General features: G+C 64.7%; 18 protein-coding genes and 2 tRNA genes. 5 read left to right on the forward strand and 15 right to left on the reverse strand.

Annotation, left to right across the window (positions count from 1 at the left end; translation table 11 throughout):
- The first annotated feature begins 18 nt into the window (after positions 1-18).
- Together ACLIJ1_RS05055 and ACLIJ1_RS05060 are read left to right on the forward strand one after the other, a co-directional pair.
- The gene (locus tag ACLIJ1_RS05055) at positions 19-885 is read left to right on the forward strand and encodes an MBL fold metallo-hydrolase (RefSeq protein ID WP_411364381.1); all 867 of its coding nucleotides are present in this window, start codon (positions 19-21) and stop codon (positions 883-885) included.
- A gap of 10 nt (positions 886-895) precedes the next feature.
- The gene (locus ACLIJ1_RS05060; protein ID WP_411364382.1) at positions 896-1,549 is read left to right on the forward strand and encodes a DsbA family protein; all 654 of its coding nucleotides are present in this window, start codon (positions 896-898) and stop codon (positions 1,547-1,549) included.
- A 10-nt stretch (positions 1,550-1,559) separates the two neighbouring features.
- Here the strand turns inward: ACLIJ1_RS05060 and ACLIJ1_RS05065 are convergent.
- Both ACLIJ1_RS05065 and ACLIJ1_RS05070 read right to left on the reverse strand, forming a co-directional pair.
- A tRNA-Arg gene (locus ACLIJ1_RS05065) sits at positions 1,560-1,636 on the reverse strand.
- 57 nt (positions 1,637-1,693) lie between these two features.
- Positions 1,694-1,770: transfer RNA gene (locus ACLIJ1_RS05070), tRNA-Pro, on the reverse strand.
- Positions 1,771-1,972: 202 nt separating this feature from the next.
- Between ACLIJ1_RS05070 and ACLIJ1_RS05075 the strand changes: the two genes are divergently transcribed.
- The gene (locus tag ACLIJ1_RS05075) at positions 1,973-2,626 is read left to right on the forward strand and encodes a hypothetical protein (RefSeq protein WP_411364383.1); all 654 of its coding nucleotides are present in this window, start codon (positions 1,973-1,975) and stop codon (positions 2,624-2,626) included.
- Between the two features lies 1 nt (position 2,627).
- Here the strand turns inward: ACLIJ1_RS05075 and ACLIJ1_RS05080 are convergent, their stop codons facing one another.
- The 5 genes from ACLIJ1_RS05080 to ACLIJ1_RS05100 all read right to left on the reverse strand — a co-directional run bounded on the left by ACLIJ1_RS05080 (position 2,628) and on the right by ACLIJ1_RS05100 (position 8,213).
- The gene (locus tag ACLIJ1_RS05080) at positions 2,628-3,887 is read right to left on the reverse strand and encodes an acyl-CoA dehydrogenase family protein (RefSeq protein ID WP_411364384.1); all 1,260 of its coding nucleotides are present in this window, start codon (positions 3,885-3,887) and stop codon (positions 2,628-2,630) included.
- Between the two features lie 57 nt (positions 3,888-3,944).
- Positions 3,945-5,030: a phosphotransferase family protein gene (locus ACLIJ1_RS05085; protein ID WP_411364385.1), complete on the reverse strand. Its 1,086-nt coding sequence runs from the start codon at positions 5,028-5,030 to the stop codon at positions 3,945-3,947.
- Positions 5,031-5,061: 31 nt separating this feature from the next.
- A complete protein-coding gene (locus ACLIJ1_RS05090; protein ID WP_411364386.1) occupies positions 5,062-5,781 on the reverse strand; it encodes a Crp/Fnr family transcriptional regulator in 720 nt (239 codons plus the stop codon).
- Between the two features lie 129 nt (positions 5,782-5,910).
- Positions 5,911-6,690, reverse strand: a complete 780-nt coding sequence (locus ACLIJ1_RS05095) for an oxepin-CoA hydrolase, alternative type (RefSeq protein ID WP_411364387.1) — start codon at positions 6,688-6,690, stop codon at positions 5,911-5,913.
- A gap of 2 nt (positions 6,691-6,692) precedes the next feature.
- On the reverse strand, positions 6,693-8,213 hold the full coding sequence (locus ACLIJ1_RS05100) for a 3-hydroxyacyl-CoA dehydrogenase (protein WP_411364388.1): 1,521 nt from the start codon (positions 8,211-8,213) through the stop codon (positions 6,693-6,695).
- A gap of 75 nt (positions 8,214-8,288) precedes the next feature.
- Here ACLIJ1_RS05100 and ACLIJ1_RS05105 point away from each other — a divergent pair, with 75 nt between their 5' ends.
- Positions 8,289-10,346 carry a FimV family protein gene (locus tag ACLIJ1_RS05105; RefSeq protein WP_411364389.1) on the forward strand — a complete coding sequence of 686 codons (2,058 nt, stop codon included), beginning with the start codon at positions 8,289-8,291 and terminating at the stop codon, positions 10,344-10,346.
- Between the two features lie 62 nt (positions 10,347-10,408).
- Here ACLIJ1_RS05105 and ACLIJ1_RS05110 read toward each other — a convergent pair whose 3' ends face one another.
- From ACLIJ1_RS05110 to lexA, 3 genes are all read right to left on the reverse strand, one after another.
- On the reverse strand, positions 10,409-11,416 hold the full coding sequence (locus ACLIJ1_RS05110; protein ID WP_411364390.1) for a D-2-hydroxyacid dehydrogenase family protein: 1,008 nt from the start codon (positions 11,414-11,416) through the stop codon (positions 10,409-10,411).
- Between the two features lie 91 nt (positions 11,417-11,507).
- Positions 11,508-11,867 carry a hypothetical protein gene (locus ACLIJ1_RS05115; protein ID WP_411364391.1) on the reverse strand — a complete coding sequence of 120 codons (360 nt, stop codon included), beginning with the start codon at positions 11,865-11,867 and terminating at the stop codon, positions 11,508-11,510.
- Positions 11,868-12,001: 134 nt separating this feature from the next.
- Positions 12,002-12,682 carry a transcriptional repressor LexA gene (gene lexA, locus ACLIJ1_RS05120; RefSeq protein WP_411364392.1) on the reverse strand — a complete coding sequence of 227 codons (681 nt, stop codon included), beginning with the start codon at positions 12,680-12,682 and terminating at the stop codon, positions 12,002-12,004.
- Positions 12,683-12,772: 90 nt separating this feature from the next.
- Between lexA and ACLIJ1_RS05125 the strand changes: the two genes are divergently transcribed.
- Positions 12,773-13,765, forward strand: coding sequence for an asparaginase (locus tag ACLIJ1_RS05125; RefSeq protein WP_411364393.1), 993 nt, complete (start codon positions 12,773-12,775; stop codon positions 13,763-13,765).
- A 65-nt stretch (positions 13,766-13,830) separates the two neighbouring features.
- On the opposite strand, the gene adk is transcribed toward ACLIJ1_RS05125, so the two are convergent.
- The 5 genes from adk to ACLIJ1_RS05150 form a co-directional block, all read right to left on the reverse strand.
- Positions 13,831-14,487: an adenylate kinase gene (gene adk, locus ACLIJ1_RS05130; RefSeq protein ID WP_411364394.1), complete on the reverse strand. Its 657-nt coding sequence runs from the start codon at positions 14,485-14,487 to the stop codon at positions 13,831-13,833.
- 142 nt (positions 14,488-14,629) lie between these two features.
- Complete coding sequence (kdsB, locus tag ACLIJ1_RS05135) at positions 14,630-15,415, reverse strand: 3-deoxy-manno-octulosonate cytidylyltransferase (protein ID WP_411364395.1); 786 nt, start codon at positions 15,413-15,415, stop codon at positions 14,630-14,632.
- Complete coding sequence (locus ACLIJ1_RS05140; protein ID WP_411364396.1) at positions 15,412-15,618, reverse strand: Trm112 family protein; 207 nt, start codon at positions 15,616-15,618, stop codon at positions 15,412-15,414. Before ACLIJ1_RS05140 ends, kdsB begins: the two co-directional genes overlap by 4 nt.
- On the reverse strand, positions 15,599-16,726 hold the full coding sequence (gene lpxK / locus ACLIJ1_RS05145) for a tetraacyldisaccharide 4'-kinase (RefSeq protein WP_411364788.1): 1,128 nt from the start codon (positions 16,724-16,726) through the stop codon (positions 15,599-15,601). The genes ACLIJ1_RS05140 and lpxK overlap by 20 nt, the downstream gene beginning before the upstream one ends.
- Entirely contained in the window at positions 16,723-17,160 is a 438-nt protein-coding gene (locus tag ACLIJ1_RS05150) for an ExbD/TolR family protein (protein WP_411364397.1), read from the reverse strand. Before ACLIJ1_RS05150 ends, lpxK begins: the two co-directional genes overlap by 4 nt.
- Positions 17,161-17,172: the final 12 nt, after the last annotated feature.

The following is a 17,172-nucleotide window of genomic DNA, read 5'->3' on the forward strand; positions in this document are numbered from 1 at the left end:
ACATCTCAGGAGCCATTCATGATCCGCACCACCGTCGTCGCCGCCTCGCTGGCCATTGCCTTCACCACTGCCCAGGCCGCTCAGCCGCTGACCGTCAAGGTCTACAACGCCGCCGGCAACAGCTTCAACGTCAACTCGACCCTGGTCTACGGCGAAAAAGATGCCGTGGTGATCGACGCCGGCTTCACCCGCGCCGACGCGCTGCGCATCGCCGCCAACGTGCTCGACAGCGGCAAACAGCTCACCACCATCTACGTGAGCCAGGCCGATCCGGACTACTACTTCGGCGTCGAGACACTCAAGGAGATCTTTCCCCAGGCCGACGTGGTGACCACGCCCGCCGTGCTGGAAAAGCTGAACGCCAAGCTGGCTGGCAAAGTGGCGTTCTGGGGTCCCAAGATGGGTGCCAACGCGCCGCGCAAGCCCGTCGTTCCGCGCGCGCTGGAGGGCAACAGCCTGAAGCTCGAAGGGCAGCTCATCGAGATCCGTGGCACGCAAGGCTTGCTGGCTCACCGTCCGTACGCCTGGATTCCGTCGATCAACGCCGTGGTGGGCAATATCGGCGTCTTCGGCGGCATGCACGTCTGGACCGCCGACACCCAGAGCGCCGCTGAGCGTGCCGCCTGGGTGGCGCAGCTGGACGACATGGCGGCCCTCAAGCCTGAGCTGGTGGTGCCCGGTCACATGAAGGCCGGCGCCGCCGTGGACGCCAGCGCCATCACCTTCACCAAGGACTACCTGCAGACCTTCGAGAAGAACCTGGCCAGCAGCAAGAGCGGCGCCGAGCTGATCGACGCCATGAAGAAGACCTACCCGCAGCTGACCGACGGCGCCTTGTCGCTGGACATCGGCGCCAAGGTCAACAAGGGCGAAATGAAGTGGTGAGGCATCCAGCATGAGCGCCACCGTCACCTACCTGTTCGACCCCCTGTGCGGCTGGTGTTATGGCGCCTCGCCGGTGATCGAGAAGCTGGCGCAGCACAACGGCATTCACCTCGTGCTCGCCCCCACGGGTCTGTTTGCCGGCAGCGGGCACCGCATGGACGCGGCCTTTGCCGAGTTCGCCTGGTCCAACGACCAGCGCATCGCCAGGCTGACCGGGCAGCGTTTCACCGAGGCCTACCGCGAGAACGTGCTGGGTCGCCACGGCAGCCCTTTCGACTCGTCGGCAATGACGCTGGCGCTCACGGCAGTGGCGTTGACCGAACCTCTGCGGGAAAGGGAGGTGCTCAAAGCACTGCAGAAAGCCCGCTATGTCGATGGCCTGGACACCGGTAACGCACAGGTGGTCGGCGATCTGCTGCGCCAGATGGGCCTGGATCTTGTCGCCGACCAGGTTGCCGCGGCAGATCTGGCTCTGTTGGAGCGCAACGCGTCACGGCTTCAGCAAGCTCGGCGGTTGATGCGGTCTCTGGGTGCGCAGGGGGTTCCTGGGCTGGTGGTACACACGGCATCGGGCCACCGGCTGTTGGGAGGCAACGCGCTGTACGGCGAGGTCGACCAACTCCTGGAGCAGATTGCGAACACCTGCGGGAATCGGGCCTCTTGAAACTCTTCAATGGCCTACCCGGAGGGACTCGAACCCCCGACCTGCTGCTTAGAAGGCAGCTGCTCTATCCAGTTGAGCTACGGGTAGACGGTGAGATCAGATACAAAAAAGGCCCACGCTGTGGGCCTTTTTGTTCTCAAGGAATGGTCGGAGCGGCGGGATTCGAACTCGCGACCCTCTGCTCCCAAAGCAGATGCGCTACCAGGCTGCGCTACGCTCCGACAAGCCAACGAGTATACCCTGCGAATGCCGTCGTGCCGTGGGAGTGGCTCCGGACGGTGCTTGCGGACACAAAGCCACAGTTCTGCGGTGACGTGTGAACTTTTGGGGGCTCGAAATCCGGCCTCCGGGTCCTGGTGGCGTAGGGGATATGCGGGATCGCCCGACAGGCGCTAGCATTTGACGATTACTTTGGTGTTCATCATGTTCGACCGCATCAGGCAAACCTTTCGGCGCAAGGCCGCCTCCGGGCCGGCAGATACCCCGGTGTCCCGCTGGGCCACCTCGCAGTTCCTGCACCACAAGGGAGGCGACAGCGGTCAGTTCATGATCGAAGGCCAGCTGCAGGGGCGGGCTTTCCGTGCCGAATGTGGTGCTTCCTCGCGTCCATACATCCAGGGCCTGGAGTTGCGCGCCCGGGTGGATCTGAACCTGCCGCCGGCAGGTCAGGTGGTCGTGATGTCCCGTGCGGTCGAGAAAGCGATCGCGGAACTGGACACCGCGTCCGAGGCCTACCGCAGTCTGGTGGATGAAAAGCGCTGGCTGGCGCAGCTGCCTGAGACGCAATGGCGTGGCGCGTCGCCAAAGTTCTGGTCGCGCTACTCGGTGCGCAGCGATTCGTCGGAACTCGCCCAACGGTGGCTGGACAACGACGCTCTGGAGTTCCTGACCATGGGCGACAGCGATGTTGCCGCCAAGGTGCCGGTGGTGATCGCGCTGATGCGCGGCAAGTGTTACCTGCGGCTGCAGGCCAACCCCCATGCCCGGGATGCCGACACCCTGCTTGCCCTGGAGCTGATGGAGCACCTGACCGAGCGGGCGCTGAAGATGGCGGCGCGCAACTCGCGCCGCCACTGAATCAGCAGCCCCGCGTCACCGGCATTTCCACATCGGTCTTCAGGGCCATGTGCCGGGCCAGTTCCAGCTTGGCGATGGCCGCGCGGTGCACTTCGTCCGGACCGTCGGCCAGACGCAGTGTGCGTTGGTTGGCATAGCTGTAGGCCAGCGGGAAGTCGTCGCTGACGCCGCCGCCGCCATGGGCCTGGATGGCCATGTCGATGATCTCGCAGGCCATGTTGGGCGCCACGACCTTGATCATGGCGATCTCGGCCTTGGCAACTTTGTTGCCCACTGTGTCCATCATGTAGGCGGCCTTGAGCGTGAGCAGGCGCGCCATCTCGATCTTGCAGCGGGCATCGGCGATGCGCTCGTGCCAGACCGACTGCGACGAAATCGGCTTGCCGAAGGCGACGCGGCTGTTCAGGCGCTTGCACATCAGTTCCAGCGCACGCTCGGCGGCGCCGATGGAGCGCATGCAGTGGTGGATGCGGCCGGGGCCAAGGCGACCCTGGGCGATTTCGAAGCCGCGGCCTTCGCCCAGCAGCAGGTTGCCCACCGGCACTCGCACATCCTTGAGCAGCACTTCCATGTGGCCGTGCGGCGCGTCGTCGTAGCCGAACACCGTCAGCGGTCGCACCACGGTCACGCCGGGCGTGCCGGCGGGCACCACGATCATGCTCTGCTGCGAGTGGCGGGGCGCTTCCGGATCGGTCTTGCCCATCACGATGTAGACCTTGCAGCGCGGGTCGCCGGCGCCGGACGACCACCACTTGCGGCCATTGAGCACGTAGTGGTCACCGTCGCGCCGGATCTCGCACTGGATGTTGGTGGCGTCGGACGAAGCGACAGCCGGCTCGGTCATCAGGAAGGCCGAGCGGATTTCGCCCTTGAGCAGCGGCTCCAGCCACTCGTCCTTGATGGCTTCACTGGCGTACCGCTCCAGCGTTTCCATGTTGCCGGTGTCGGGCGCCGAGCAATTGAACACCTCGGCGGCGAACGGCACGCGGCCCATGATTTCGCACATCGGTGCGTATTCGAGGTTGGACAGGCCTTCGGGTGCACGCTTGCTTTGCGGCAGGAACAGGTTCCACAGGCCGGCGGCGCGCGCTTTCGGCTTCAGCTCTTCAATGATGGTTGTCGGCCGCCAGGCGTTGCCCGCCGCACGGTTGGCGGCGATTTCGGCGAAGAAGCGACCTTCGTTGGGGTAGATGTGCTCGTCCATGAAGGCCAGCAGGCGCTGGCGCATGTCCTTGACCTTGTCGGTGTAATCGAAGTTCATGTGGTTCCTTTGGGAGTCGTGGGTCCGGACGGGTGAAAAAAGGAGGGGCAGGTCTGGTCAGGCCTGGCGGGCAAATCGCCAGGCCATTTCGGCGAGCGGGCGCGCGCCTGCGGCGGAGGAGACGGCCTGTGCGCTGGAGGCGGTGCCGGTCTCGACGCGCTTGGCGATGCCTTGCAGGATGGCCGCGAGGCGGAACAGGTTGTAGGCCAGGTAGAAATTCCAGTCGGCCTTGAGCTGCTCCGGCGTCACGAAACCAGTGCGCTCGCAGTAGCGCGCGATGTACTCGGCTTCGGTCGGAATGCCCAGGGCCTGCACGTCCAGGCCACCGATGCCCCGGAAGGCGCCGGGCGGGATGTGCCAGGCCATGCAGTGGTAGCTGAAGTCGGCCAGCGGGTGGCCCAGGGTGGACAGTTCCCAGTCGAGGATCGCGAGCACGCGCGGCTCGGTCGGGTGGAACATCAGGTTGTCCAGCCGGTAGTCGCCGTGCACGATGGATACCAGCGATTCGTCGCGCGCCATCGCCGGAATGTTCTGCGGCAGCCACGCCATCAGCTGGTCCATCTCGGGAATGGGCTGGGTGATCGATGCAACGTACTGCTTGCTCCAGCGTCCGATCTGGCGCTCGAAGTAGTTGCCGGGCTTGCCGTAGTCCGACAGGCCGATGGCGTTGGGGCGCACGGTGTGCAACGCCGCCATGACGCGGTTCATCTCGTCGTAGATCGCGCCGCGCTCGGCGTTGGAGAGGTCGGGCAGCGATTGGTCCCACATCACTCGGCCGTCGACGCATTCCATCACGTAGAAGGCGCGGCCGATCACCGATTCGTCTTCGCACAGCGCGTACATGCGCGCCACCGGCACTCCGGTGCCGTGCAGCGCGCCCATCACGCGGTATTCGCGCTCGATCGCATGGGCCGAGGGCAGCAGCTTGGCCACCGGGCCGGGCTTGGCGCGCATCACATAGGCGCGTTGTGGCGTGATGAGCTTGTAGGTCGGGTTGGACTGGCCACCCTTGAACATCTCGATGCTCAGCGGGCCCTGGAAACCCTCCACGTGGCGTTCGAGCCAGGCCTGGAGGGCCGCCGCGTCGACGGCATGTTGTGATGCCACCGGTCGTGTGCCGGTGAAGTTCTGGAAGTCGTTCATTCGGGCACGTTCGGTGAGAGCGGGAGCGGGGTCAGGTTTCGGCTTCGGCGATGCGCATCAACATGTCGCGGTTGCGCACCACCAGCCCTCCCTGTTCGATGCGGATCGCGTCTTCGCGCTCCATGGACTTGAGTTCCTGGTTCACGCGCTGGCGCGAGGCGCCCAGCAACTGCGCCAGTTCTTCTTGCGCCAACTGCAGGCCGATGCGCATTTCGTTGCCGTCCGACAGGCAGGGCACGCCGTACGAGCGCACCAGGTGCAGCAACTGTTTGGCCAGGCGCGCGCGCAGCGGCAGGGTGTTGAGGTCTTCCACCAGACCGAACAGCGTGCGGATGCGCCGTGCCTGCAGGCGCATCAGGGCTTCGTACAGTTCGACGTGCGTACTGAGGATTTTCTGGAAATCGGTGCGGGCCACGCAGAGCATGGTCGTGGGACCGTGCGCGTAGGCATCGTGCGTGCGCCGGTCCCCGTCGAAGAAGGCCACATCGCCGAACCACACGCCCGGCTCCACATACGTCAGCGTGATCAGCTTGCCCGACAGCGAGGTCGAACTCACCCGCACCGCGCCCTTGGCGACCGCCGTCCACTCGGTGGGCGGTTCGCCACGGGCGACGATGAGGTCGCCGTCCTTGAATCGCTTGACGTAGGCGCATCGAAGAATGTCGTGTCGCAGGGAGGGGGAGAGACTCTGGAACCAGCGACCACTGTTGATCGCCTCGCGTTCTTCCATTGTCAGAATCGGTTCGTCCATCGGATGTCTTTTGAGTGACTGAAAGCGGTCCCATTGTCACCACTGGGACGCAGGGAGGGCATCAGGGATATCGCGGGGAACTGTCCCGCAGGTGTCGCTGCGCTGCTCGAAAAATCGCAGCGCGAAGCCTTACCTGTACTGAGCGGGGCGCTTGTCGAGGAAGGCCGCAATGCCTTCGCCGCCGTTGGCGTGGTGCAGGTTGCGCACGAAGTTGTCGCGCTCGGCGGCGAGCTGGGTGTGCAGCGGCGTGGTCTGCGCGTCGTTGACCAGTTCCTTGATGCTGGCCATGGCGTTGGGTGCGCGGCCGTTGAGCTTCTCCGCCAGTGTCAGTGCCGTGGCGAGCGCCTCGCCGGTCGCGCTGACCTGGTTGACCACACCCAGTGCCTGGAGTCGCGCAGCGTCAATGCGGTCACCGCAGAGCAACAACTGCATGGCCGTCGCACGGGGCAGGGCGCGCACCATGCTCCAGCTGGCGCCACCATCGGGCGAAAGACCGACGTTGCTGTAAGCCATCACGAACACGCTGTCCTGCGCCGCGACCAGCAGGTCGCACGACAGCGCCAGCGAAAAGCCGGCGCCAGCGCAGGCACCCTCGACCGCGGCAATCACCGGCTTCGGAAAGGCGCGGATGGTCTCGATCCAGTTGTGCAGGCTCTCGATGCTCTGCGCCTGCACCTCGGGCGGCTGCTGGCGGTTGGACAGCAGGCGCTGCAAGTTGCCGCCGGCGCAGAAGTGGCTGCCTTCACCGGTGATGACCACCGAGCGGATTTCGGGGTTGGATTCGGCCACGTTCAGCGCCTCGACACCCGCCGCATAGATCTCGGGGCCCAGCGCATTGCGGTGTTCGGGGTTGCTGATGGTCAGCACCATGGTCTGGCCGTGGCTGTGGCTCTTGAGGCTGGCGGTCATGGTCAGCTCTCTTCGTGCATCAGGCTCAGACCCAGCGCGCCACGGCGGCGCAGCCAGGGAGAAGGTCGGTAACGCGGATCGGCGTAGACCGTGCCCATGTTGAACAGGATCTCCAGCAAGTTGGTCGGACCGATGCGGTCGCCCATCGCCAGGGGACCCATGGGGTAACCCAGGCCCAGGGTGACGGCCACTTCGAGGTCGGCCGGGGTGCAGATGCCTTGCTGGCACATGTCGGCGGCAATGTTGATGATGGTTGCGACCACGCGCTGGGTCACGAAACCACCGCTGTCCTTGATCACGCTGACCGCCTTGCCGTCCCTGGCGAACAGGGCATGGGCGGCGTCGCGCATGTCCGGGCGGGTGGCCGGGTTGGTGGCCAGAACGCGGCGCTTGGTGGCGGCGTCGTCCAGCATCATGTCGATGCCGACCGTGCGGGTTGGGTCCAGCCGCTCGACCGCCGCCAGCGTGGTCACGTCCAGACCCAGAGGTGCCACCAGGATCAGTGCGGCGGCAGACGGCGCTTGCGCCGTTTCGATGCTGGCGCCCAGGTTCTTGAGCAACTGATAGAGCTCGGCGCGGCGCGCAGCCTTGGGGGAGACCCACACCGGGGGCAGGGAAGCCACTTCGGGCACGGCTGGCTCGGTAGGCAACTGGGCCACACCGTTGACGTACGGGTAGAAGCCCTCGCCGACCTTCTTGCCCACCACACCGCCAGCCAGGCGCTGAGCGGTGATGACACTGGGCCTGTAGCGGGGCTCGTCGTAGTACTGGCGGTAGATGGACTCCATCACCGGATGCGACACGTCCAGCGCAGTCAGGTCCATGAGCTCGAAGGGACCGAGGCGAAAACCCATCTGGTCCTTGAGGATGCGGTCGATGGTGGCGAAATCGGCCACCCGTTCGCCCGCCACGCGCAGCGCTTCGGTGCCGTAGCCCCGGCCGGCGTGGTTGACGATGAAGCCGGGCGTGTCCTGCGCTGTGACCGGCGTGTGCCCGAACTGGCGTGCAAATTCGGTCAGTTGCTGGCACACCACAGCTTCGGTCTTCAGCCCGGCGATCACCTCAACGACGCGCATCAGCGGAACGGGGTTGAAGAAGTGGAATCCCGCCAGTCTCCCGGGCCTCTTGAGGGCCGCACCGATTGCCGTCACCGAGAGGGAAGAGGTGTTCGTGGCGAGCACGGCCGTTTCGGGCAGCAGCGCTTCCAGATCGCCGAAGAGCTTTTGCTTGATGTCGATGCGCTCGACGATCGCTTCGACCACTAAATCACAGGGGGAAAGTGCCGAAAGTTCGCTGACACAGGACAACTGCTCGAGCATGGATGCGCGCTTCTGCGCATCGAGCTTGCTTTTGTCGACCAGCGTCTGCCAGGTATCTGCCAATGCTTTGCGGGCGGCTTCGGCGGCACCGGGCTGGAGATCGAACAACAGAACAGCGCTGCCGGCCTGTGCGGCCATCTGGGCGATGCCACGGCCCATGGCGCCGGTGCCGACGATGCCGACGGTTTGAAAAGTAGGGGTCATATGAAAGTATTATTCGAGGGGGGAGGGCAATGACCTATGACAAAATGTTGCCACCAAGAATGGAAAGGCTCTGACGTGCGCCAGATCTGGATCGGCTCTATTTTGCTATCAACGGCGTTGGGCAGTCCCGCGGCCTCTTTGGGGCGTCACAGCGGAGCCGTGGTGATTGGCCGTCCGCTGGATATCAAGGTGCAGGCCGTTGCGGGCGCCGATGATGACCTCGCGAGCCAGTGTGTGCATGCCGACGTGATGTTCGGCGACAACCAGGTCGGGCCTTCTTCGGTGCGTACATCGGTGCAGCGCAATGCACCGGATGCCGAAGCCTCTGTGCGTATCCAGACCACGGTGCCGGTGAACGAGCCGATTGTCTCCGTGACGGTCAGGGCAGGATGTGTGTCTGCTTTCTCCCGCCGCTACGTTCTTCTGGCAGATCTCGTGTCCGATCCTGCCACCACGGCAGGTTCCGGCACCGAAGCCAGCCCGGTCACCTCGGCCAACCCGTCTGATCTGCCGAAGGCATTGCCGCCATTGAAAGCGGCACCTTCGCTGCGCAGCAGCGGGCGTACCGGGGCGGAGTCGAGCGCGGCTCCTTCGGCCGCTGCAGCAGGAGCCCAGAAGCCAGATGCATTGGGCAATGCCGCCCCCTCTCGCACAAAGCCGCCCAGCGTGGTCCGGCGCGACGAGGCGCCCAAAGAAGTCGCGCCGCGTCTGCACCTCGATCCGGTGGACATGAATCTCGGCATCGAACGGGATCCTGCACTGAGACTTTCTCTGGCCTTGCTGAGCGAGCCGACGTCCAACGAACAGGAACGCGCAGCGGCGGCCCAGTTGTGGAAGGCCTTGAATGCGTCGCCGGAAGACATCCTGCGCGATGCCCAGAAGCTGTCCGTGCTGGAGGCCGAAAGCAAGGGTTTGCGCGAGCAGGAGGCCAAGAACAAGGCCGCCCTTCAGGCGATGGAAGCGGAAGTCGAGAAATCGCGCTACATGACCTGGCTGGCGTATCTGCTGGGCGGGTTGCTGTTGCTGAGCCTCGCGGGTGTTGGCTGGCTGTGGAAGCGCCGCTCGGCAGTGGGTGCCGGGGATGCCAAGGCCAAAAGCTGGTGGGCTGCGGGAGCGACAAAGAATGTGGCAGCAACGACCAAAGGCGCTGTGAATCCTTCGCGTTCGCTGGACCTGGATCTTGATCTCGGCGACGAATCGGGACTGGACGACCTGCATGTCTTGCACAGCGATGCCACCGAGAGCGAAGCTGCGCTGCTGACGGGCTCGGATCGCCGCGAGTTCCCGGCGAGCCAGATGGGGGTTTCCCGCTCGGTCGCCACCGAAGAGCTGTTCGATGTGCAGCAGCAATCGGATTTCTTTGCCTCGCTGGGCGAGTTCGACCAGGCGATCGGTGTGCTCAAGAATCACATCAACGAGAGTCACGAACCCAGCGCTCTGGCCTATCTGGACCTCTTCAAGCTCTATCACAAGCTCGACCGGCGCGCCGAATACGACAAGCTGCGCGTCGAGTTCAACCAGAAGTTCAATGCGGGGGCGCCTCCGTTCGGTCAGTACTCCGATGCAAGCCAGGGGCTGGAGTCGTACGAAACCGCCTTTGGCCGCATCCAGGCCCTTTGGCCGCAGCCGCGCGTGCTGGATGTGATCGAGAACTCGATCTTCCGCGATGCTTCCGATGGCGAAGCCGAGGTGTTCGACCTGGAGGCTTATCGCGAACTGCTGCTGTTGCACGCAATCGCCAAGGATGTGATCAAGCGTGACGCCGGCCTGGGTTCCTCCGACTTCCAGCACACGTCGATCCGTCCGCTCAAGGCGGCAGGTCCTCGCGGTGCTTTGGGTGCTGGTGTCGCTGCTGCCTCCGCTGGCGAGCGCAATACCGTTCCGCAGGACGACATTCCGCATGCATCACCACGCCTGGGGCTGGATGTGGACCTCGATGCCTTGCAGGAAGCATCGGCGTTCGAGGCGTCGCTTCCAGAGGTGGCGGTGCCGGTGGAGCAAACCGCCAAGTTGGTGTCGCCGCTCGCCGGTCCTGGCGGAAGTGAGCTGCCGGTCGGCAATCTGATCGATTTTGAAGTGCTCGACTTCATGCCCCCGGACGACGACTCCAACAAGGGTGGCAAAGCGGGTTGATTGCGTATCGTGCAGGAAAAAGGGCCGGAGACTCCGGCCCTTTTTCATGGTGCTTGGGCTCGCTATCGACGGACCTGCAAGGCCCCGGGGTTGACGATGTTGGTGGGCGTGCCCTTGATGAAATTCACCACATTCTCAAAAGCGGCGGAGAACAGGGTTTCGTAGTTGTCCAGTTCCACGTAGCCAATGTGCGGCGTGCAGATGCAGTTCTCCAGGCGCAGCAGGGCATGGCCCTGAAGGATCGGCTCGGACTCGAACACGTCCACGGCAGCCATGCCAGGTCGTCCCCGGTTGAGAGCGGTCAGCAATGCCTCGGCCTCGATGAGTTCGGCGCGGGAGGTGTTGACCAGCAAGGCCGTCGGCTTCATGCGTGACAGGTCTTCCAGCGAGACACATCCTGCACTGGTTTCGCCTAGGCGCAGGTGCAGACTTAGCACATCGGACTGCTCGAAAAGCGCCTCGCGGCTGCTGGCTTGTTCGTAACCGTCACTCACCGCTTGCTGACGGCTGGCTTCGCTGCCCCAGACCAGAACGCGCATTCCAAAAGCGCGTCCGTAGGCCGCGACGAGTTTGCCGATGCGGCCATAGCTCCACAGACCGAGTGTCTTGCCATGCAACACCATGCCCAGCCCGAAATTGGCTGGCATCGACGACGCTTTCAGGCCGGATTGCTGCCAGGCGCCATGCTTGAGGCTGGCCACATACTGAGGGATCCGTCGCATTGACGCCATGATCAATGCCCAGGTCAGTTCGGCCGTGGACACCGGAGAGCTCTTGCCCTCGGCGACGGCAATGCCGCGTTCCGTGCAGGCGTTGACGTCGATGTGCGCGCCGACACGGCCGGTCTGCGCGATCAGCTTGAGCCGCGGCAGCTTTTCAACGAGTTGGCGCGTGATCTGGGTGCGTTCGCGAATCAGCACAAGCACGTCCGCATCACGCAGGCGGATCGACAACTGGCCAACTCCCTTGACGGTATTGGTGAAGACCTTGGCGGGAAAAGGTTCCAGGCGCGTGGCGCAATCGAGTTTGCGGACCACGTCCTGATAGTCGTCGAGGATGACAATGTTCATGCCGGCTATTGTGCCGTCATGCTCGGGTGCCGGCCCTTGCCAGGGTTCCGGCACCACCCGGGCGGGAAGGATTCCTCCGCGACGAGGACGGTCAGACCAACGCGCTGGGCTGTTCCAGAGCAGCCAGCCGGTCCAGCTCGGCGCAGACGTCGGCCATGCGACCGGCGATGACGAGCCTGGTGTTGCCCCGCACCGTCTTGGGTGGTCGCACGATGCGCACCGGCGCCGCGCGCACAGTGGCGGGACAGGCCGGGGGTACCAGCGGGATGGAGGAGCGGGGCGCGATTTCTGCAGGTTGCGCGTTACGCCCCAGCCAGCCGGCCTTGGCGAACCGTTGCAGCCAGGGTGAGGCCGTGCGACGGGTCTGGCAAGACGGCGACGGCGCGGGCAACCAGCTGTCGATCAGCTGCAGGGGGGTACGCCAGGTGGTGGAAGTGATGCGGATTCCCATGTGAAACTCCAGTGAGGGGTTGGACACAGGCAGGATTGACACGGAAAAGCCGACCCCGCAGGGATGTGCACGGTGGCACGGATGCCGCCGGACAAAACGCCCGCCACCTGCGAGGACAGCGCCGACCCGAAGGGTCAGATCTGGAAGCTGTTTCGGATCAAGCCGACCGCCAGACCTTCGATTTCGAAGGGTTCGCCGGCTTGCACGACGATGGTCTTGTAGTCGGGGTTTTCGGCATGCAGTTCGATCTGTTCATCTCGCCGCATGAAGCGTTTGACCGTGACATCGTCGCCCAGGCGAGCGACCACGATCTGGCCGTTCTTGGCCTCCTTGCCCGCCTGTACGGCCAGCAGGTCACCATCGAGAATTCCGACGTCCCGCATCGACATGCCGCGCACGCGCAGCAGGTAGTCGGGTGTGCGCTGGAACAGGCTGCGTTCGACGTGGTAGGTCTGGTCCACGTGTTCCTGCGCCAGGATCGGTGACCCGGCCGCGACGCGACCAATGAGGGGCAGCATCAGCTGGGTCAGGCTCGGCAGCGGCAGTGTAAGCTGCTGGGCCCTTTGCTCATTGATGGCCCGCAGGTCGTGGCTGCGCAGACGGATGCCGCGGGAGGTGCCGCTGACGAGTTCAATCACGCCCTTGCGCGCCAGGGCCTGCAAGTGCTCTTCGGCGGCGTTCGCCGACTTGAAGCCGAGCTCGGCGGCGATCTCGGCCCGTGTCGGTGGCGCACCCGTGCGCGCAATCGCGTTCTGGATCAGTTCCAGGATCTGTTGCTGGCGGGGCGTGAGTTTGGGCGGAAACGACTCGATCATGTCAACCTCGTGGTTTGGCGAGCGGGGCAACGGATAAGCTGTTTTCTTATCCAGTATCTGTATTTTTAAACAGTTTCGGAGACTTGGCAAGTGGCAATCAACAACAAGGGACTTCGGGTCATTCTGGGTACCGGCGGAACCATCGCGGGTAAGGCAAGCCGTCCGGGCGACAACGTGGGGTATGTGGCTGGGCAAGTCCGAGTGGAGGATCTGTTGGCTGGCGTACCGGCGCTGGAAGGTTTGCCGCTGGAGGTGGAGCAGGTCGCGCAGATCGACAGCAAGGACATGAATTTCGGTCTCTGGAAGCGCCTGCTGGAACGGTTGGTCCATCACCTGTCCCGCGAAGATGTCAGTGGGGTGGTGGTCACCCATGGCACCGATACCCTGGAGGAAACTGCGTGGTTCGTGCAGTCGGTGCTGCGACCGGTCAAGCCGGTGGTGTTCACATGCGCCATGCGTCCGGCGACCGCGCTGGTGCCAGACGGCCCGCAGAACCTGCTGGATGCCGTGACGGTTGCCGGGCAGGCGGACGTGCACGGCACGGTGGTGGTCTGCGCCGGGCAGGTGCACGCGGCCCAGCATGTGGCCAAGGTGCACAGCTACCGTGTCGATGCCTTCGACTCCGGGGATGCGGGACCGCTGGCCTGTGTGGAGGAGGGGCAGCTTCGCTGGTTCCACCGACCGCCCGCTGCCTCTCCAACGGAGGTACGTGACAACGGATTGCTGGAGTGGGTGCTGGCGGCAACCGAGTTGCCAAGCGTGCAGATTGTCACCAGCCACGCGGACACGGACGGTGCGCTGGTGCGCGCCTTGCTGCTGGCGGGAGATGCCGATCCGTCGCTGCTACCGCGCGGTATCGTGGTGGCTTCCACTGGAAACGGTACCGTGCACCTTGACCTGGGGCAGGCATTGAATGAAGCGATGGCGCGCAATGTACGTGTGGTGCGTGCCACACGCTGTGCCCGTGGCAGGGTGATTCCTGATCCGTCAAACCCGATGCCGGATTCGGCGGGACTCTCGCCCGTGAAAGCGCGCATCACGCTGGCGCTCAGCTTGCTGGCCGACGCAGCTGGTCGGCCCTGAACGGAGTCCGGCCTGAAAAAAACAAACCCGGCCGAAGCCGGGTTTGTTTTGTACGGTTCGCCGGATCAGCTGGCCAGTGCCTGGAAGGCGCGGGCGGTGATTTCGTCCACCGAGCCAGTGCCGCTGATCGCGCGGTACTTGGGTGCCGCGGTCGGATCGGCCTTGGCCCAGTTGCTGTAGTAGTCCACCAGCGGGCGGGTCTGTGCACTGTAGACCTCCAGACGCTTCTTGACGGTCTCTTCCTTGTCGTCATCGCGCTGGATCAGCGGTTCGCCGGTCACGTCGTCCTTGCCTTCCACCTTGGGCGGGTTGAACTTGACGTGGTAGGTGCGACCAGATGCCGGGTGCGAGCGCCGGCCGCTCATGCGTTCAATGATGGCGTCGAACGGAACATCGATTTCCAGCACATAGTCCAACTTGACGCCGGCAGCCTTCATGGCATCGGCCTGCGGGATGGTGCGGGGGAATCCATCGAACAGGAAGCCGTTGACACAGTCGCTCTGGGCAATGCGCTCCTTGACCAGATTGATGATCAGGTCGTCGCTGACCAGTCCGCCAGACTTCATGACCGCATCGGCCTGCAGGCCCAGTGGCGTACCAGCTTTGACTGCTGCACGCAGCATGTCGCCAGTGGAGATCTGGGGGATGCCGTACTTCTGGCAGATGAAGGTGGCTTGAGTGCCTTTGCCCGCGCCCGGAGCGCCCAACAGGATCAGTCTCATCGTCTTCCTTGTGAAGAGTTTTTCAGTGGATTCGAAAGGGGCGCTTGTCTCCGTGAGCGCACCCGCGCCCCTCGCAAAAGAAGCGTTCAAACGAGGATAGCATGGCCCGCCCCGACACTGGCTTACAGGCGCGGCAAGAGAATCAAACTGAGACGAACAGGGCCCGCACGCGCTCGAGGTCGGCTGGCGTGTCGACTCCAGGCCCTGGTGCAAGCGCGCTCACATGGACTGCGATGTGCTCGCCATGCCACAGGGTGCGCAGCTGCTCGAGCGACTCGGTGCGTTCCAGCGGGGCAGGTTCCAGCTTAGGAAAACGACGCAGAAAGCCGGCGCGGTAGCCGTACACGCCGATGTGCCGCAAGGGTGCCGGCGACGGCAGCGAGGCCGGCGCGCCGTCGGCCATGCCGTCGCGCCACCAGGCAATGGGTGCGCGGCTGAAGTACAGGGCGGTTCCCCGCCGGTCCAGCACGAGCTTCACCACGTTGGGGTTGAGGAAGTCGTCGGTGCTGGCAATTGCATGCGCCGCAGTGCTCATGACGCAATCGTTGCGCTGCACGAGTTCGTTCGCCACGGCCCGGACCAGGGTTGGATCGATCAGGGGTTCGTCGCCCTGCACGTTTACCACCACCGTGTCGTCGCTGAGCCCAAGCAGATCGCAGGCTTCGGCCAGCCGGTCGCTGCCAGATGGGTGGTCGGCGCGTGTGAGCAGACAGGCAATACCGTGCGATGCACAGGCCGCCACGATGCGGGCATCGTCCGCCGCCACCACGACTTGCCGGGCACCACTGCGCTCGGCCTGTTGCGCCACGCGAACCACCATGGGGAGACCCGCGATGTCGGCCAGTGGCTTGTCGGGCAGGCGGCTGGAGCCCATCCGCGCGGGGATGAGCACGACGAAGCCGTCGTGCTGGCCGTCTGCGCGGGTCATGGCGAGGTCGTGTGGGCGGCCAGGCGCTCCAGCTCTTCGTCGGAAAGCGTGCGGGCTTCGTGTTCCAGCAGGATGGGAATGCCGTCGCGCACCGGGTAGGCCAGACGGGCGCTGCGGGAGAGGAGTTCCTGGTGGTCGCGGTCGAAGGTCAGGGGGCCTTTGGTGACCGGGCAGACCAGCAGTTCAAGCAGTTTCGTGTCCATCGGCGGATGATAGTCGGCCACTGCGCCCGCAGGCGGCCAGCCGGCGGTCCAGTGCCTCGAAAAATGCGGGTTCGATCCGCAGATCCAGCGGAATGCTCCAGACCGCGGGGCGCTGGCTGGCGGGCCAGCGAGCCACTACATTGAACAGCTTGACGGCATCCTTCTCGGTACAGAGTACCGTGGCGGATGCCGAGCGCGGCAAAGCGGCGAACGCCTTGGCATCGGCGTGGTCGGGCAAGGCAACCGTCTGTGATAGCTCCAGTCCCTGCTCTCGCAGCATCTGGAAAAACACCTCAGGCCGTGCAATGCCGGCGACCGCGACCAGAGTCTCTCCGGCGAACGCGCGCAGGTCACGACGCGCTCCACGCGCATCAACAGCCTGATCGGCGAGGCGCCGCGTGGCGCTGAAACCCTGCGTTGCAGGCGGCATGGGGATGTCTGCGTGTGGACCATCGTGCCGCCCCTGGCGCAACACCAGCTGGGGTGCAAACGGATCGCCCGCCGCCGGTGGCCACGGCTCGCGCAGCAGGCCGGCAGGCAGCAACCAGCCGTTGCCCAGCCCTCGATCGTCGAACACCGCAATGGACACGTCCCGACCGAGGGCCAGGTGCTGCAGACCGTCGTCGCAGACGAGTACGTTCACCTGCGGATGCGCCGCCAGCAGGGCACGCGCCGCATCCGCACGGCGGCGCCCCACGAACACCGGCACCTCGGCTTTGCGGCGGATCAGGACCGGTTCATCGCCACCATCGGTTGCGGTGGTGTCCGGGCGCACTTCAAGCACTGCATGCCCCTGTCGTCCATGACCCCGCGAGACAACGCCAGGGCGCCATCCCGCGTTCTTGAGGTGTTCCAGCACTGCCAGTGTGGTGGGAGTCTTGCCGGCGCCGCCAACCACCACGTTGCCGACCACGATCACTGGAACCGGCATGGTCGCGACAGGAAGGCTGCCGTTGAGGTAACGCCGCCTGCGCCACGCAGAAAGCAGGCCGTAGACCTGCGAGAGCGGCCACAACAGTCTTGCGCGCCAGCCCCGCCCGGCCCAGATCGCCTGCCAGCGCGCCGGGGCGTCGGATCGGCTCATGCAGGTGTGGCCGGGTTGTGTCAGGACTTGCCGCGGGCAGTTGCGGAGCCCGATTGCTGCGTCGCAAACGTGATCTGCACCAGCCCCGCGCGGCGGGCTGCGTCCATCACGTTGATCACCGACTGGTGGGTGGCAGCAGCATCGGCGCTGATGATGATCACCACCTCGCGCGTGTCCTGTGAAGCCTGCTGCAGCGCGCGCGTGAGCACCTCGACCGAAGCACCTTCGAGCAACTGCTGGTTGATCGCATACCGGCCGTCACTGGAGACGGCCACGATGATCTCTTTGGGGGTGCTGCGCTGGGCCTGGGCGTCGGCAACCGGCAGATTGACCTGCAGCTGTGTGAACTTGCTGTAGGTCGTGGTCAGCATCAGAAAGATGAGCACCACCAGCAGGATGTCGATGAACGGGATCAGGTTGATCTCGGGCTCATCCCGGGTTCCGGGGCGAAAGTTCATGCGGGCTCCGGT

This window comes from Hydrogenophaga sp. RWCD_12, from assembly GCF_046604225.1.
Classification (GTDB): domain Bacteria; phylum Pseudomonadota; class Gammaproteobacteria; order Burkholderiales; family Burkholderiaceae_C; genus Hydrogenophaga.